Source organism: Mesorhizobium delmotii, from assembly GCF_900149755.1.
Lineage (GTDB): Bacteria > Pseudomonadota > Alphaproteobacteria > Rhizobiales > Rhizobiaceae > Mesorhizobium > Mesorhizobium delmotii.
Genome location: NZ_FUIG01000018.1, coordinates 56,636 through 72,299, shown reverse-complemented (window position 1 = coordinate 72,299; position 15,664 = coordinate 56,636). Strand labels below are relative to the sequence as shown.

Below are 15,664 nucleotides of genomic sequence, written 5' to 3'. Positions count from 1 at the left end.
TACATAAGGCGACGCGTTTGGGAGAAATAGGCATTTGAAAGAAACTAGAGTTCGGAAACCGGAAGGGCAGCAGCGCCTGTTCGGCCTGTCGACGCCGGTCAGATCCGCCGTGATTCCGCCGCTGTCGGCGGCGCGCTGGCTCCTGGTGCTGATCGTTGCCGCCGGGGTCTATTTCTTTCATGGTTTCCTGGTCCCGGTGCTGGCCGCTCTGGTCATCGCCTTTGCCAGCTGGCCGCTCTATCGGCGGCTGCTCGCTGCTGTCGGCGGCAACCGCACGATCGCCGCGACATTGGCGATCCTGTTCATTCTCACCTTCCTGGTGGTGCCGATCGCGCTCGCCGGCGCCTACGCCAGCAACGAAGTCCGCGAATGGGTCGGCTGGGCGATCGAGACCAACCGCGAAGGCGCGGTGACGCCGCACTGGATCGCCACGCTGCCCGTGGTCGGCGACTGGCTGAACGAGCAGTGGACGCGCAATCTCGGCCATCCCGGCGGCATCGGCGAACTGATCCAGCTGATCAGCGGCGCCAACATCGGCAGCATCTATCGCGGCGTGCTGGCCGCCGGCGGCAGCGCCTTCGGCCTTCTGCTGGCGCTGCTGTTCATGATGATCGCGCTGTTCTTTGCCTATCGGGACGGCGAGCATTTCGCCGGGCAGGTCGATCGTCTCGGCGAACGCATCCTGCCGACCAGGTGGGAACGGATTTCACGCGTCGTGCCGGCGACGATTTCCTCGACAGTAACCGGCATGACCATTATTGCCATCGGCGAGGGGGTGGTGCTGGGCGTGGCCTACTGGCTGGCCGGCGTGCCGTCGCCTGTGACGCTCGGCGCCCTGACCGGCATCATGGCGCTGATCCCTGGCGGCGCACCGCTGTCCTTCACGCTTGTTTCGATCTATCTCGCCGCCAGCGGCTCGCCGATGGCCGGGTTGGCGCTGTTCATCTGGGGGGCTGTCGAACTGTTCATCGTCGACAAGACATTGCGCCCGAAACTGGTCGGCGGCCCGATAAAGCTGCCGTTCCTGCCGACCTTTTTTGGCCTGATCGGCGGCGTCAAGACGATGGGCTTTCTCGGCCTGTTCATCGGCCCGGTGCTGATGGCATTGCTGGTCGCGATATGGCGCGAATGGCTGCGCGAGGTGGAATTGGCCGACGAACTTGCCCCCGCAGCACCGGTGGAGCTGGAGGGGGCGCCGCCGCAAATCGAAATCGTTGCCGAGAAGAAGTCTCAGGCCGGGTGACGGACCGCAAGGGTTGCGCGGCGCTTGCGCCCCTCTTGCAGCTGCCACAGTGAATGGGCGACCAGCGTGACGATCAGGATCGCACCGCCGATCAGGCTGTTGCGTGACGGCGACTCGGCAAAGATCATCCACATCCAGACGGGCGCCAGCACGGTTTCGAGCAGATAGAACATCGCCACTTCCGGCCCCGAAATATATTTCGGTCCGTTGGCGAGGCAGAAGAACGAGATCGGCATGATGACGGCGCCGTTGAAGATGATCCACCACGGCGCGTTCACCTGAACGCCTTCGCCTGAGACCATGAACACCGCGACGGCCAGCGGCAGGATCACGCCGATCAGCGATGTGAACCCCATGTCCTTGCCGCTGGCACGCGAGATGGTGATGGCCAGCGCGATGAAGAAAGCCGAGCACAGCGCCATAAGATCGCCGAACAGGTGCCCGGTGCCGATCGAGTCGCCGACGATGATCGCGACGCCGAGGATCATGGCCAGCATCGCGACCACGGTGACCAGTCGCGGCCGCTCCTTCAGGAACAGCCAGGACAGCAGCGCCGCGAACACGGTGTTGAAGGCCAGGATGAAGACCAGATTGGCGGTCGTGGTGTAATAGATGCTGGTGATGAAGGTGACCGAGGTCAGCCCGTAGCATATGGCGACAACGAGCCCCGACCAGCCGGGGATGAGCTGCGGCGCGTTCCTGCTCAGCGAGCGCCAGACGGCCCAGATGATCAGCGCCGCGACCAAGGTGGTGCCGGTGCGCAGCAGGAGGATCGTCCATGCGCCGCCGTCGGCGAGCCGGATCAGTGGAATGTCGATGGTCAGCGTCAGCCCGCCGATGGCGGTGATGAGAAGGCCCTTCTGGTGATCGTTGTGGGACGACATGGCAGTTCTCGCAATGAATTTGGAGGCGGCCAGCCGCGCTATTGCACACTCTCCCGCCAAGCGGAAAGGCCAGCAGGCGCTCCCTGGAAACAGTTTAAGATCGGATTTTGGAGAAACTATTCAGCGCGAAACCGCTTCGTGGTCGTAGCGTTCCCAGCCTTTCGGGCCGAGATGCTCCTGCGGCATGAAGCGCATCTTATAGTTCATCTTGCGCGAGCCATTGACCCAGTAGCCGAGATAGACATGGGGCAGGCCCATCGCCCTGGCGCGGGCGATGTGGTCGAGGATCATGAAGGTGCCAAGCGAGCGGTCCTCGAAGTCCGGATTGAAGTAGGAATAGACCATCGACAGGCCGTCGGCCATCTTGTCGGTGAGCGCCACCGCGATCAGCTCGCCCTGGCCCTTGCCGGTGATGAAGCTGTCGGGGCCGCGGCGCCGGTACTCGATGACCTTGGTGTCGACATGCGTGTCCTCGACCATCATGGCGTAGTCGAGCACCGTCATGTCGGACATGCCGCCGCGGCGGTGGCGGGCATCGAGATAGCTGCGGAACAGCGAATACTGCTCGGTGGAAGGTTGCGCGTCGTGCATCGCGCCGATCAGGTCTGAATTGTGCTGTATCACCCGCCTCATGTTGCGGCTTGCGGTGAATTCCTGGGCCAGGATGCGCACCGAAACGCAGGCGCGGCAGGTCTCGCAGGCCGGCCGGTAGGCGATGTTCTGCGATCGCCGGAAGCCGCCTTGCGTCAACAGGTCGTTCATCTCCGGCGCCTTGTCGCCGACCAGATGCGTGAACACCTTGCGTTCGAACTGGCCCTCAAGATACGGGCACGGCGACGGCGCGGTCAGGAAGAACTGCGGCGACTGGGTAGGATGGTGCGTCATCGAACCTTGGAAACACTCCTGCGAATCATCATACCTTTGGCGCGCACGGCGAAAAATTCAACAGGATTGTGAAAGCGTGGGCATCGGAGCCTTCACTTTGCACACAAATGCTCGCGGGACTCGTGAAAAAGCTGTCTCAGCGGTCACTGCGGCTGACCACCGTGCCCAGCAGCAGGTCGTGCAGCGTGCGCTTGCGGTCGGCAAACAGCGACACCAGAAGCACCAGCGGCGTCAGGATGACGTTGCCCGCCCAAAACAGCACCGAGTGCACTACCGCCGTCAGCCCGTCGATACGGGTGCCGTCCAGACGGTCGAGCCGGATTCCCATCATCTTCATGCCCGTGGTGGCCTGGTCGGCGCTGCCGAGCGTGTTCCAGATGTAGAGGATGGCGACGGCCGGCACGAGAACGGAAAACAGCATCCAGCCGAGGCCGAGCGTCAAAATCCCGAGCAAGAACACCAGGATCGCGAACGGAATGGTAAGCAGCGCGACGATGCAGTAGTCGATGATGAAGGCGAGGACACGCCGCGTGCGCACGCCGTCATAGGCCCGGATATCGTCGAGCCTGGAGGTGATGATTTCGCCGTCGAGAACGCGCGCGTTCATGTCATTTCCTCGTAATCAGGCCCAGCATAGGTTGCGGGCCGCCTGATGTTGAAATGGTGAAGTCTTGCGGCGGAATCAAGATCGGGCGTTTCCGCGGCATGCGGGGGAAACAGCGCCGGGTACAGCCCGAATCGGTTGAATTTGCAGCGCCGATGGCGTTAGTTTGCTGCAGCGCAGCAAAGCGCGCCTAGAGCGCGACGCGTCCTTTTGGACGCGCAAAGGACGCTCTAGTACTTTGAATCGGCGCATGATCCCCTTTCCGAAAACCGAAACCGGTTTTCGGGGTCATGCGCCAGGGCGAGGGCGACATGGACTACGACATGCTGGTCATCGGCAGCGGGCCTTCCGGGCGCCGCGCCGCGGTGCAGTCGGCCAAGCTGGGCAAAACCGTGCTGGTGGTCGACAGGGGCCGGCGTCTTGGCGGCGTGTCCGTGCATACCGGCACCATCCCGTCGAAGACGCTGCGGGAAACCGTGCTCAACCTCTCCGGCTGGCGCGAGCGCGGCTTCTACGGACGCGGCTACCGGGTCAAGCAGGACATTTCGGTCGGCGATCTGATCGAACGCCTGCACAAGACGCTCGATCACGAGGTCGAGGTGCTGCAACACCAGTTCATGCGTAACACGGTCAAGAGCGCGCGCGCCGCGGTCAAGTTTCTCGGGCCCAACAGAGCGAGCCTGACGACCGACACCGGCGACTACAGCGAAGTCGGTTTTGCGCATGCGCTGATCGCGGTCGGCACCCGCCCGCACCGGCCGCGCGACGTGCCTTTCGACAAGGTCCGTGTCTTCGACAGCGACGAGATGCTGGAACTCGAGCGCCTGCCGCGGACATTGACGGTGATCGGCGCCGGCGTCATCGGCGTCGAGTACGCGACGATCTTTTCGGCGCTCGACGTGCCGGTGACGCTGGTCGAGCCGCGCAACACCATCCTCGATTTCGTCGACCGCGAGATCGTCGACGATTTCATCCATCAGATGCGCGATCGCGGCATGACGATCCGGCTCGGCAGTGCGACCAAGGAGATCGCCTCGAAACCCGACTACGCCGAGGTGACGCTTGCCGACGGCCGCACCATACGCTCGGAGATGGTGCTCTATGCCGCGGGGCGCACCGGCAATGTCGGCGCGCTCGGCCTGGACGCGGTCGGCATCGAGGCCGATTCCCGGGGCCGCATCAAGGTCGATTCGCAGACCTTCCGGACCAGCGCGCCGAACATCTATGCCGCCGGTGACGTCATCGGCTTTCCGAGCCTCGCCTCCACCTCGATGGAACAGGGCAGGGTGGCCGCCTGCCATGCCTTCGGCGTGCCCTTGCCGCCGCCGCCGGAAACCTTTCCCTACGGCATCTACGCCGTGCCGGAAATCTCGACCGTCGGCCAGTCCGAGGAGCAGGTGCGCGAGAGCGGCGGCGCCTATGAGGTCGGCGTGGCGCGCTTCCGCGAAACCTCGCGCGGCCATATCATGGGCGTCAACACCGGCTTCCTGAAGCTTCTGTTCTCGATCGAAACGCGCCGGCTGCTCGGCGCGCATATCGTCGGCGAGGGCGCGACCGAACTGATCCATATCGGCCAGGCGGTGATCAATCTCGGTGGCACCGTCGATTTCTTCGTCAACAACACCTTCAACTATCCGACGCTGGCCGAAGCCTACAAGATCGCCGGGCTGGATGCCTGGAACCGGATGGGGCAGGCATAGGGCGACGGGCTCGTCAATTCGCCTGCGCGATCGCCGTTGCCGGGCCCGCCAGCCATTGCCTGACGATTTCAGCATCCCGGTCGCCGATTTCATGGCCGGAGGCGATGGTGTGGGCGTCGACCGCGGCGCCATGTGATTCGAGCAATGTGACCAACGCCGGCGCGAAAGGCGCGTAGGTCAGGTCAGCGGCGCCGGCGATGATTAGCACGCGCGCCTTGGACAGATCGGCCGGGAGGACCTCGTCGAGCACCGGCATCGGGCGCAGCAATGCCGCCCGTTCGATGCGGCCGGAATGCAGCAGCATCACGCTCGAAACCAGGTTGGCACCGTTGGAATAGCCGAGAAAGATCGTTTGGGAGAGATCGAGCCCGTGGCGCTTCGCGGCCGCGGTGATGAAGCCGGCGAAAGCATCCGCCTCTTTGCGGATGCTACCCTGTTCGAAGCGTATGGGTGAGATCCGTCTGAACCAGCGGAAACCGTCCTCCTGGGCGATGCGGCCACGCACCGCCACCAGCACGGCGCGCGGTGCGATTTGCTGCCCCAGCGCCATCAGCGTCGACTCGTCGACACCGGATCCATGCAACAGAAAAAGGCATTCGCCGCTCGAATCCACGGGTCGATAGAGTCGGTAGAAAAACGGCAGGTCGCGCCGCAAAAAGCCGTCTTCCGGAGGTTTTTCGGCCATATTGCATCCTTTTGATTTCGTGTCGCTTTTATTCATTTGCCGGCTTCAAAACGGAATATTTTCGGGCTCCTTCAAAGTTGATTGAACCGGGCGCATTTCAGTCCGTTTGTTTGCCGATATGCTCCTGCGGGAGGAATCGAAGCGGTGCGCCGGGCGGTCGCATCGCTCGCGGCATGAACAACCAGCTTTGAGGCCTTTTATCGATGACCATGCCAATTTCATCGGATCGCGTCACGCGTATCCCGGATCGCGGAACGCGTATCCTGGATCGCGATGTGCGTATCCCGGATACGCGTATCCCGGAGCGCGATACGCGCATCGATGTGTTCCGCGCCCTCGCTCTGCTGATCATATTTGTCGACCATGTCCCGGGCACGGTTTTCGAAACCCTGACCTACAAGAATTTCGGCTTTTCGGATGCCGCCGAGGCCTTCGTGCTGATCTCCGGCATGTCCGTCGCGCTCGCCTACGGCTCAAAATTCCAGTCCGGAAACCGGCTCATGGCGACACTGAAATTGTGGCGCCGCGCCGGTGTGCTCTATGTCGCCCACATTGTAACGACGATGGTGGTGCTGGCCATCTTCTGCGCGGCAGCGGTGTTCGCGAAGCGGCCGGACATGCTGACGCTGATCAACATCGAGCCATTGATCAGGAACCCGCAGCAAGCGCTGATCGGCATCGTCACGCTTGGCCATCAGCTTGGCTACAACAACATCCTGCCGGTCTATGCGGTGCTGCTGCTGATGGCGCCAACCTTCCTGCTGTTAATCAGCCGCAGGCCTTTCACGGCACTCGCCCTATCCGGAGCTCTGTGGCTGGTTGCCGGGGTCTACCAGATCGCCCCGCCGAATTATCCTGAGCCCGGCTTCTGGTTTCTCAATCCGGTGTCGTGGCAATTCCTCTTCAACATCGGCCTGGCGAGCATGCTGCATATCAGGCGCGGCGGCACCATTCCGGTCAATCGCTGGCTGGTCGGCGCGTCGGCGGTCTATGTCGCGGCGGCGTTGGTCTGGGTGCACAGCCCGCTATGGGGGCACGTGTCGTGGCTGAACCTGCCCGTGGTGCTGACCGGCTTCGACAAGACGTTCCTGTCGCTGCCGAGGCTGCTGCACATCCTGGCGGTGAGCTACCTGATCGTGGCGTTTCCTTCTGTCTCGAACCTGTTCCGTACCAGCCGCGACCATCCGCTTGCCATATTGGGCAAACGATCGCTGCCGGTTTTCATCGCCGGCACGGTGATGGCCATGGCGGCGCAGGTGATGAAGCTGATCAACCCGGGTGGGTTTGCCTACGACAGCTTGCTGATCGCCGCCGGCATCGCCATGCAGTTCGCGCTCGCCTATTACCTCGAATGGCTGTCGGGTATTGGCGGCAACAGCAAGCCGGTCCGCAGCGAGCCGCCGCCGGTCAATGCATCCTTCGGCGTGGGCGGCATGGCGACAGGCTGAATCGATAGCGTCTGCCTCACGCTGTTTTGGGCGGAGGTCCGGAAGATGCCCTGACGACGAGCTCGACGCCAAGCGTCTCGCGTCGCACCGTGCCGTCGAAATCGAGGATCGTTCGCGCCGCCCGGCGTCCGATCTCGGCGATCGGCTGGGCAACCGTGGTCAGCGGAGGATCGCAAAGTGCGGCGTCCGGCACGCCGTCGAAACCGACGACGGAGACGTCGCCGGGAACCGCAATGCCACGCGCGGCCAACCATTCGATCGCGACCATGGCGATCCGGTCCGACATCGCCAGGATGGCGGTCGGCGGCTCTGTCGAGGCGAAGATCGTTTCGAGGCCGGCCGTTGTGCTGGCTTCGTCGTTTTCGGTTTCGTATACTGGTATCCCGGCGGTATCGACGCCGTACCGGGAAAACGCCTCGAAATAGCCGACGAGGCGATCGCGCGTGCCGGTGTAGACGGCCGCCCGGACTTGGCTCGGCGAGACAAGACCGGTGCTGTCGTCGGCGAAAGGCAGCGCCAGAACGGCGAAGCGCCGATGGCCAAGCTCGGCGAGATGGTGCGCCGCCAGGCGGGCGCCGGCGACATTGTCGACGCCGATCGCCGAGATGGTCTCATCGTGGAAGCCGAGCTCAAGCGCGACAAAAGGGAGCTTGCGTTCGCGCGTCAGTTCGACAAGGCGTGAGCCGCCCTCGATGCAGAACAGAATGAAGCCGTCGACCAGCGCGCTCTGGATGTTCCAGGCAAGTTTTTCCTGATTGCCGGCCGACACCAGCGCTATCCCGGCGCCGGTGGCGTCGCATGCCTCGGAAATCCCGGCCATCATCGCGCGGGCAAAGGGGTCGTCGAAGAAATAGGACAGCGGCTCGGTCGTGGCGACGCCGATCGCGTTGACCTTGCCGGCACGCAGCAGCCGGCCCTTCGGGTCGGGACCGGCATAGCCCATCGCCTCGGCCGCCGCCTTGACCCGTTCGCGGACTTCCTCGCGTACGATCTCGGGACGGCTGAACACGTTGGAGGCAGTGCCGTGCGAAACTCCGGCGGCCTTGGCGATGTCTGCCAGCCGGATGGGTTTCGTATTGCTTTCGGTGGATGACGCCATTTTCTGCTTCCGGACTCCTTATCCAGTATCTAGCACCTTTGTTGGATCGATTCAAATTTTGCTTGACATTGGTGCATTTGGGCGTATTTTTGAATCGATCCAAATTTCGCTAACTGTCGATGGGATCGATTCAGGAAGGAGAGAGCCATGCACCCCGTCAATTATCTGTTCGAAGACATCTATCGCAACGACTGGAGCATAACCTCGAACGCGGTGACCCGGACGCGTCGCGGCAGCGCCGGTCCGTGGATCCGCGATCTGCGTTTTCTCGTGGAGCGCAAGCCGAGCTGATCGGTACGGCATTTTCTGGCCTGTCAATTGGATCGATTCAAGTTTAAAAAAGGAGCCAAGCCATGCATCCGATCAATCATTTGTTCGAAGACATCTATCGCAACTATTGGGGCATCTCGCCGGCCATCGATAGGCCGGAGCGGCGCCGGCTGACCAAGCCGGCGGCACGCAATCGCGACCTGCCGGTCCGGCCCGAACGCCGGCAAGACTGGCCATCGTCTGACTGACCGTCGTTCGGCGAAAACGGGACCCGGCCGTCTTGTCCGCAAGCGACGCACTTTGAACTGGGGAGGGCTACCAGCCTAGCTCTCCCGCTGAGCTGCGGGAATGCCGTTTCAGGAGCGCGGGCGCACCAGTGCCGAGGCTGCAACCGCCAGCCAGCCGGCGATGAGCAAGGTGCCGCCGATCGGCGCCGACATCGGGAAAAGCCGCGAGCCGAGGAAGTCACGGGCAAGGAGATCGCCGCAGAACAATACAAGCCCGACGAGAAGAATAAGGCTTGCGGTTCGCAGGATCCGGTTTGCGCCGACGAGGCCGACGGCAAGAAAGACCGGCGCATGCATGAGCAGGAACGACGCGACCGTACCGACGAAAGCGCCGCCCAGATGTGCCGCCGCGGCAGAGAGCGCCACGCCGGCCGCGCCGCACAGGCCGCCGACGAGAACGAGGATGCGGCCGCTGCCGCTTGCTGGTTGCTCGGCCGTGCTCATGTCTCTGGTCTCCGTGAAGCAGTGATAGCCCGCAAACCGTGGCAGGATTTGCCCGCCTGCACCAGCATGTCGCGCGCGCGACGCGACTGGACCAGCCAGTTATACGCCGCACCGCCCGCCATCAGCACGGATGTGCCGAGAAACACCGCGCGCATGCCGAAATGACCGCCGACGAAGCCGCCGAGCAACGGCCCGGCGACCTGTCCGACATATTGCGCCGAGATCGACAAGCCCAGCACATTGCCGCCGACGCCGTCCGGAACATTGTGACGGATGACGCTGGTGATGCAGGGCAGGAGACCGCCAAGCGCCAGCCCCATCAGGAAACGCAGGCCGACAAGCTGCCAGCCCTGCGTCACAAAGGCCTGCGGGATCAGCAGCAGCGCCGAGACGGCAAGCGCCGCAATGATGACATTCCAGTGACCGACGCGGTCGGCGAGCTTGCCGAGACGCGAGGCCGACAGGATGGCGCCAAGTGCCGCCGCCGACATGACGACGCCGGAGGTCAGTGTTAGCAGGCTCTGGTCCTCGATGAGCTGCTGGACGTAGACCGTGATGATCGGCTCGATCGACATGGTGGCGAAACTCAGCAGCATGCCGGTCGCCAGCATGGCGACGACCGGGCGCTTGTCGGGGATTTGCGCCCAGCCGCCTTTCGGCTTCTCAGTCGGTGCTGATTTGTCGGCTGCCGGGCGAGGGTTCCCCTTGATGAGAAATGTCGTTGCCAGGAACGCCAGGAAAATGACGCCGCCGGCGAGCAGGAAGGTGGCGCGGATGCCGATCAAGGGCGGCAGCGCGCCGCCGAGCAGGGGACCGACGAGGGCGCCTGCGGTGATGCCGGCCGACAGCACGCCCAGCGCCCAGCCCGACCGGTCCTTCGGCGTTTGCATGGCGACGAGAATGGTCGAACCCGAGGAATAGCCGCCGGCGAAACCGATCAGCAGGCGCAGCAGCACCAATTGCCAGACAGTCTCCACCATGCCGGTCAGCGACATGCAGACGGCCATGCCGAAACTAGCGCGCACCAGCATCAGCTTGCGGCCGTAGCGGTCGCCCAGCCGTCCCCACAGTGGCGCCACCAGCGCGGCGGCGAAGAACGTCGCGCCATAGGCGATGCCGGACCACTGCACAACAGCCGCGTGCCCCTCGGCACCCAGCTGCTCGACGTAAAGCGGCAGGAAGGGTAACAGCAGCGTCATGGCGACAAGTGTGCTGAACGAGCCGGCAAAGCACACGGCGAGATTGCGGCGCCAGTGGATGTTGTGGGCGCCTTGCATGGCAGGGGTGGCTTCTTGCGGCATGTCCTGTCCTGTCCGGCAAGTCTCTCGGCGACTTGTTCCGGATACCATTTTGGGATACCAAGCTGGTATCCGTCATGGACGCAAGCTCGACGGCTGTCAATGCGGCGCTCTCAAACGTGATCGGCAAACGATGGTAGTCGAGCCGATCGCCAGCAAAACGGCCAGAAATCGGAAACCACAATGTCGCAGATGCAGAATGTCGAAAAGCAGCTTCGGGAGATGATCCTCGGCCTCGAGATCGGTCCCGGCGAGCGGCTGACGGAACGCTGGATCGAAAGCCGCTTCGGGGCGTCGCGCACGCCGGTCAGGGCCGCATTGCTGCGGCTCGAGACGGAAGGTCTGGTCTGCCGCGACGGGCGCGGCTGGACGGTATCCCCAATCAACCTCGCCGAGATCGAGCAGATCGCCGTCTACCGCGAGGCGGTCGAGGTCGCGGCGGTCAAGCTGACTTGTGCCTTGGAGGACAGGAGCGCCGTCGACGTCATCGAGGCGATGCTGGACTCCTGCGACGCCGGCACCCCGCGCGAGGAATGGCACCGCGTCGGCATGGACTTTCACATCGAGCTGGCACGCCTGTCCGGCAACGAGTTCCTGTTCAGGGCGGTTCGCGATGCCATGACGCGCCTGTCGCGGGCGCGTTGGCTGGAGGTGCGCGACGAGGCGGCACTCGGCCGTGCCTGGGCCGAACACCGTGCCATTCTGGCGGCGGTGCGGGCCGGCGATGCGGATGAGGCGGCACACCGGCTTTCGGCTCATATCGTCGGCGGCCGCGACCGGCTGGTGACATCATTGCACAATGACCGGCGCGGCCTGCGTGCCAGGGGATTTGCCGTCGTTGCGGTGTGATTGCGGAGGCAACCACTTTCGCCCTCGCTTCGCGAGCGCCGATGGCGTAAGAGCGGCGATGGAAAACAACCGATTTGAAACACCCGTGACCGTCAAGTCGGCGGACGGAACCACTCAGCTCTTGCGGACCGCGCGCGAGGCTTCCGACTACCTCCTCAACAATTGGCCCGGCAAGCGCAGTCCAAAGCATCGCGAAGCGCTGCAGGCCTGCCATGATGCGCTGGCCGGCGACAAACCGGCGATGACCGCAAGGCGCGCCTTCATCGCCGCCGCGCGCGAGGTGAACGTGTTCGTCAGCGACAAGGCGCCGGCCTGAAGACGCAGCGGGATTCCTAGGCCAAATCCGATCCGCCTCGCGGGCCGGATGCGTTTTACTCTGCCGTTTCCGTTTCGGTCTCGGACGTGGTCTCGTCTTCGGGCTTCGAACGTTCCTTGGCTGCCGCCTTGGCCGCCTGCTTTTCCGCCTTCTTGGCGGCCTTCTGCCGGTCGCGTTCCTTGCGTTCCTGGCCGTAATTCGGTGCTCGCGCCATATCTCTTCCTTTCACAATCCCAAAGGTTCTCAGCCCTGCCTAGGGGCATTGGGCTACAAACACAACACCGCAAAGGGCGATCGGCTCCATACACAGCCGGCAGGCCGGCTGAACACGGTTCCGTGGCTTGCAAGATAGCCGGCACAATGGTGTAGGAGGGGCCGGGAGGGCAAATCACAAGCCGACTTTTTCACCAAGTGACCGATGGCCACCCTTCAAAGAAACGCACAGAAGCTATTCTACTATGCGCGCAATGCCGTGCGCGATATCGCACCGCAGGCGCTGTTCCGCCGCAGGCTCGCCGGGCTGCTCAATCAGGCCAGGCTTTCGGACGGATCGGTCCGCGCGCGTCTCAACTATTACAACAGATTGCAGGACGCTTTCGCGCCGAGCGCCGGGGCCGTGCCGCTAAGCCGGCTGCCGAGAGGCCGGAGCATGTATTACTACGATCTGAAGGAATTTACCCGCTACTTCGATCCCGATTTGCGCATCGACCTCGAATTCGGCGACGTCGTCGAAGTGCCTGCGATGCCGTCGATCGTCAAGGATCGGCCGATCGCCGGCGACAACAGGAACGGGGTCCTGTTCAAGCTCAACAAGTTCCGCCACTTCCACATGCCCGCCGACGAAATTGCCTTTGCGGACAAGCTTCCGGTTGCGGTGTGGCGCGGCGAGCTCAACAACCCGATAAGGACCTTGCTTCTGGAGGCCGCGCGCGATCTGCCCTTTTGCGATGTCGGCACGCCCAAACCGACGGCAGCGCCGGAATATCGCAAGCCCTATCTGAGCATCGATCAGCAGCGGCGCTGTCGCTACATCATTTCGCTCGAAGGCAACGATGTGGCGACCAACCTAAAATGGATCATGAGTTCGAATTCGCTGTGCCTGATGCCGCCGCCGACATATGAGACATGGTTCGCCGAAAGCGAACTCGTGGCTGATGTTCACTATGTGCCGCTCGAACCTGATTTCACGGATCTTGCCGAGCGGGTGCAGTATCTCGAACGGCATCCGACTGAGGCCGATCGCATCGTCGCCGCCGCCAACGCCTATTGCCGCAAGTTCGCCGACGAACGGGCCGAGCAGGCGATCTGCTTGCTCGTGCTCTACAAGTATTTCGTGCTCAGCGGTCAGATCGAGCCTGATCCCGAGGTCTGGCGTTTTATCTCCGGCTAAGCCCGCAGCGGCCTTCGACCTGATCCGGATCCGTTCAAATACCCTCCCGGTCGAGAACCAGATCGGCCGGACCGAACCGGTCCTTTGCCGTGAACTGCTGGTGCCAATAGGGGTAGAGAACGGGCGGGCGGCTGACTGCGTCGAGGCGTGCGCGCTCATCGCTGGTCAGCACAAGGCTTGCAGCGGCGATATTGTCCTTGAACTGTGCTTCGGTCCGTCCGCCGATGACCAGCGAACTGATGGCCGGCCGGCCGAGCAGCCAGGCAAGCGCCACCTGCGCCGCCGACACGCCATGGTTGTTGCCGATATTGGCAAGCACGTCGACGATCCGCCATAGCCGCTCCTCATCACGGATCGGCGGTTCAGACCAGCCGCTGAGCTGGCGGGCGGTGGCCTGGTCGCGGTTGTATTTGCCGGACAGCAGTCCACCGGCGAGCGGGCTCCACACCAGCACGCCAAGCCCCTGGTCGACCGAGATCGGCAGCAGTTCATATTCGGCTTCGCGCGCTTCCAGCGTGTAGTGGATCTGCTGGGTGACGAAGCGCGGCTGGTGCTGGCGGTCGCTGATCCCCAGCGCCTTCATCACTTGCCAGCCGGAATAGTTGGAACAGCCGACATAGCGGACCTTGCCCTGGCTGACGAGCGTATCGAGCGCGGCGATGGTCTCCTCGAGCGGCGTCGTGCCGTCCCATTCGTGCAGGAAATAGATGTCGATGACGTCGGTCCTGAGGCGCTTCAGGCTCTTCTCGCACTCGCGGATCAGATGGTAGCGCGACAGCCCTTCGTCGTTGGGACCGTCGCCGATCCGCATGCGCGCCTTGGAGGCGATCAGTACATCGCGCTTGCGCTTGCCGCCGAGCGCTTCGCCGATGATCTCTTCCGAAAGCCCATTCGAATAGACATTGGCGGTGTCGATGAGATTGATGCCGGCATCGATGCAGAGGTCGATCATCCGGCGCGCCTCGTCGAGATCGGTCTTGCCGACCGCCGAAAATGCGCCGGCGCCACCGAAGGTCATGGTACCCATGGTAAGCGTCGAAACCTTCAGTCCGGAACGGCCGAGAGTGCGGTATTCCATATCAGATCCTCGCAATTGCGTTGAGAAGGGCTGCTTCGAAGGCTGCCCGAAGGAACGTGGCATTTGTAGGACAATTTGAGCCGCTTGTCGCCCATGCCAAGGGGGGCGGATTGATCGCATCTCACGGATTTGGGCGCACCGGCGCACAGGCCGGCTGAAATAAAACCGTCATTGCCGGCCTGTATGCAAGTCGGCTCAAGGTGTTCGATCTTGGCTGGCAGGCCGGACGCCGACAGGGCGTGCACGCGGAGCAGCATAAATGACCGAAGCAAAACAGAATTCTCCTGCCAAGGACTGGCTGGAAGCGGAGCTAGGCGACATGCTCGACGAGGACTACGAGTTGGAAATGTCGGAACCGGCGCTGTCGCTGGAAATCGCCAAAATCTACAAGAACGCGCATCCGCCCTCGATGGATCGCCTCCAATATTTTCGCGACCTGATCACGCTGCAATCCGAATTGATCAAGCTGCAGTCCTGGGTGGCTTACACCAGGAAGAAGCTGGTGGTGGTTTTCGAGGGCCGCGACTCGGCCGGCAAGGGCGGCGTCATCAAGCGCATCACCCAGCGGCTCAATCCGCGCATCTGCCGCGTCGTCGCCTTGCCGGCGCCGACCGAGCGCGAGAAGTCGCAATGGTATTTCCAGCGCTACGTCCCGCATCTGCCGGCAGGCGGCGAGATCGTGCTGTTCGACCGCTCCTGGTACAACCGCTCCGGTGTCGAGCGTGTAATGGGCTTCGCTGAGCGGGACCAGGTCGAGGAGTTCTTTCGCGACGTGCCGGAGTTCGAGCGCATGCTGGTCCGCTCCGGCATCACCCTGGTCAAATACTGGTTCTCCATCACCGACGAGGAGCAGCAGATGCGCTTTCAGATGCGCATCCATGATCCGATGAAGCAGTGGAAGCTGTCGCCGATGGACCTGCAGTCGCGCGTGCGCTGGGAGCAGTACACCAAGGCCAAGGAAGAGACCTTCGCCCGCACCAACATTCCCGAAGCCCCCTGGTTCATCGTCGAGGGCAACGACAAGAAGCGGGCACGGCTGAACTGCATCGATCATCTTCTCAAGCAGATGCCTTACGAGGAAGTCCCGCACGAGGAAATCATACTGCCGGAGCGCGTCTTCAATCCCGAATATGAGCGCCAGGTGCTGCCGCGCGAACTGTACGTGCCTGAGAAGTATTGAGGCC

The 15,664-nt window shown here is 63.0% G+C and carries 18 protein-coding genes; 9 read left to right on the top strand and 9 right to left on the bottom strand.

Annotated features, from left to right (window positions below; translation table 11 throughout):
• The first annotated feature begins 34 nt into the window (after positions 1-34).
• Complete coding sequence (locus BQ8482_RS10530; RefSeq protein WP_123147570.1) at positions 35-1,243, top strand: AI-2E family transporter; 1,209 nt, start codon at positions 35-37, stop codon at positions 1,241-1,243.
• Here BQ8482_RS10530 and BQ8482_RS10525 read toward each other — a convergent pair.
• From BQ8482_RS10525 to BQ8482_RS10515, 3 genes are all read right to left on the bottom strand, one after another.
• Positions 1,231-2,127, bottom strand: a complete 897-nt coding sequence (locus BQ8482_RS10525) for a DMT family transporter (protein WP_123147569.1) — start codon at positions 2,125-2,127, stop codon at positions 1,231-1,233. The genes BQ8482_RS10530 and BQ8482_RS10525 overlap by 13 nt on opposite strands.
• 120 nt (positions 2,128-2,247) lie before the next feature.
• Positions 2,248-3,012 carry an arginyltransferase gene (locus BQ8482_RS10520; RefSeq protein ID WP_095491336.1) on the bottom strand — a complete coding sequence of 255 codons (765 nt, stop codon included), beginning with the start codon at positions 3,010-3,012 and terminating at the stop codon, positions 2,248-2,250.
• 136 nt (positions 3,013-3,148) lie between these two features.
• Positions 3,149-3,619: an RDD family protein gene (locus tag BQ8482_RS10515; protein ID WP_123147568.1), complete on the bottom strand. Its 471-nt coding sequence runs from the start codon at positions 3,617-3,619 to the stop codon at positions 3,149-3,151.
• Positions 3,620-3,927: 308 nt separating this feature from the next.
• On the opposite strand from BQ8482_RS10515, the gene sthA reads away from it, so the two are divergent.
• Positions 3,928-5,316, top strand: coding sequence for a Si-specific NAD(P)(+) transhydrogenase (gene sthA / locus BQ8482_RS10510; protein ID WP_123147631.1), 1,389 nt, complete (start codon positions 3,928-3,930; stop codon positions 5,314-5,316).
• A 13-nt stretch (positions 5,317-5,329) separates the two neighbouring features.
• Here the strand turns inward: sthA and BQ8482_RS10505 are convergent, their stop codons facing one another.
• Entirely contained in the window at positions 5,330-6,001 is a 672-nt protein-coding gene (locus tag BQ8482_RS10505; protein WP_123147630.1) for an alpha/beta hydrolase, read from the bottom strand.
• A gap of 203 nt (positions 6,002-6,204) precedes the next feature.
• Between BQ8482_RS10505 and BQ8482_RS10500 the strand changes: the two genes are divergently transcribed.
• Positions 6,205-7,449, top strand: a complete 1,245-nt coding sequence (locus BQ8482_RS10500; protein WP_123147567.1) for an OpgC family protein — start codon at positions 6,205-6,207, stop codon at positions 7,447-7,449.
• Positions 7,450-7,465: 16 nt separating this feature from the next.
• Here BQ8482_RS10500 and BQ8482_RS10495 read toward each other — a convergent pair whose 3' ends face one another.
• A complete protein-coding gene (locus BQ8482_RS10495; RefSeq protein ID WP_123147566.1) occupies positions 7,466-8,548 on the bottom strand; it encodes a LacI family DNA-binding transcriptional regulator in 1,083 nt (360 codons plus the stop codon).
• Between the two features lie 147 nt (positions 8,549-8,695).
• On the opposite strand from BQ8482_RS10495, the gene BQ8482_RS38070 reads away from it, so the two are divergent.
• Positions 8,696-8,839 (top strand): hypothetical protein, encoded by a 144-nt coding sequence (locus BQ8482_RS38070; RefSeq protein ID WP_165848504.1) that lies wholly within the window; start codon positions 8,696-8,698, stop codon positions 8,837-8,839.
• 62 nt (positions 8,840-8,901) lie between these two features.
• Positions 8,902-9,066 (top strand): hypothetical protein, encoded by a 165-nt coding sequence (locus BQ8482_RS38065; RefSeq protein WP_164783660.1) that lies wholly within the window; start codon positions 8,902-8,904, stop codon positions 9,064-9,066.
• 108 nt (positions 9,067-9,174) lie between these two features.
• Here the strand turns inward: BQ8482_RS38065 and BQ8482_RS10490 are convergent, their stop codons facing one another.
• On the bottom strand, positions 9,175-9,549 hold the full coding sequence (locus BQ8482_RS10490; protein ID WP_123147565.1) for a DUF423 domain-containing protein: 375 nt from the start codon (positions 9,547-9,549) through the stop codon (positions 9,175-9,177).
• Positions 9,546-10,850: a multidrug efflux MFS transporter gene (locus tag BQ8482_RS10485; protein WP_123147564.1), complete on the bottom strand. Its 1,305-nt coding sequence runs from the start codon at positions 10,848-10,850 to the stop codon at positions 9,546-9,548. Before BQ8482_RS10485 ends, BQ8482_RS10490 begins: the two co-directional genes overlap by 4 nt.
• A gap of 180 nt (positions 10,851-11,030) precedes the next feature.
• Between BQ8482_RS10485 and BQ8482_RS10480 the strand changes: the two genes are divergently transcribed.
• Together BQ8482_RS10480 and BQ8482_RS10475 are read left to right on the top strand one after the other, a co-directional pair.
• The gene (locus BQ8482_RS10480; protein ID WP_123147563.1) at positions 11,031-11,696 is read left to right on the top strand and encodes a GntR family transcriptional regulator; all 666 of its coding nucleotides are present in this window, start codon (positions 11,031-11,033) and stop codon (positions 11,694-11,696) included.
• Between the two features lie 58 nt (positions 11,697-11,754).
• The gene (locus BQ8482_RS10475) at positions 11,755-12,012 is read left to right on the top strand and encodes a DUF982 domain-containing protein (RefSeq protein WP_123147562.1); all 258 of its coding nucleotides are present in this window, start codon (positions 11,755-11,757) and stop codon (positions 12,010-12,012) included.
• 55 nt (positions 12,013-12,067) lie between these two features.
• On the opposite strand, the gene BQ8482_RS10470 is transcribed toward BQ8482_RS10475, so the two are convergent.
• A complete protein-coding gene (locus BQ8482_RS10470) occupies positions 12,068-12,226 on the bottom strand; it encodes a hypothetical protein (RefSeq protein WP_123147561.1) in 159 nt (52 codons plus the stop codon).
• 204 nt (positions 12,227-12,430) lie between these two features.
• Here BQ8482_RS10470 and BQ8482_RS10465 point away from each other — a divergent pair, with 204 nt between their 5' ends.
• Complete coding sequence (locus BQ8482_RS10465; protein WP_123147560.1) at positions 12,431-13,402, top strand: glycosyl transferase family 90; 972 nt, start codon at positions 12,431-12,433, stop codon at positions 13,400-13,402.
• Between the two features lie 34 nt (positions 13,403-13,436).
• Here BQ8482_RS10465 and BQ8482_RS10460 read toward each other — a convergent pair whose 3' ends face one another.
• Positions 13,437-14,480, bottom strand: a complete 1,044-nt coding sequence (locus tag BQ8482_RS10460; protein WP_123147559.1) for an aldo/keto reductase — start codon at positions 14,478-14,480, stop codon at positions 13,437-13,439.
• A gap of 259 nt (positions 14,481-14,739) precedes the next feature.
• Here BQ8482_RS10460 and ppk2 point away from each other — a divergent pair, with 259 nt between their 5' ends.
• On the top strand, positions 14,740-15,660 hold the full coding sequence (ppk2, locus tag BQ8482_RS10450) for a polyphosphate kinase 2 (RefSeq protein ID WP_123147557.1): 921 nt from the start codon (positions 14,740-14,742) through the stop codon (positions 15,658-15,660).
• The last annotated feature ends 4 nt before the right edge of the window (positions 15,661-15,664 follow it).